The sequence below is a fragment of the Vibrio sp. OPT46 genome (genome assembly GCF_015163535.1).
Taxonomy (GTDB): Bacteria; Pseudomonadota; Gammaproteobacteria; order Enterobacterales; family Vibrionaceae; genus Vibrio; species Vibrio alginolyticus.
In genome coordinates, this window is sequence record NZ_JADDYG010000209.1 from 1 (window position 1) to 363 (window position 363).

The following is a 363-nucleotide window of genomic DNA, read 5'->3' on the forward strand; positions in this document are numbered from 1 at the left end:
AAGCCATGTGCGACAGAATTGATGCGACTCAATAAGAGCTTCATCGTTAAGCGCTCTGCTAAAGCGCCTAGAGAAATGATGAAAGCATTGGGACAACTTTCAAGCTATATCAAACATTCGCTTGATACTGGCAATTCAATTTGGATTGCCCAAAAGGAAGGCCGTGCTAAAGATGGAAACGACTTTACTGATCCTGCGATTTTAAAAATGTTCCATGTTGAAGGTCGTAAACAAAAGATCAGCTTTGGTGAGTACACGCGTTCTCTGAAAATCGTTCCTGTCTCGATTGCCTATGAAAATGATCCATGTGACATTGCCAAAGCAAAAGAGCTGTACGAAAAAGCAGAAAATGGCCGCTATGAA

At 41.6% G+C, this 363-nt stretch carries 1 pseudogene; it reads left to right on the top strand.

The features are described 5' to 3' along the window. Positions 1-363 (top strand): annotated as a pseudogene (locus IQR33_RS09075) (1-acyl-sn-glycerol-3-phosphate acyltransferase); the annotation flags it as partial.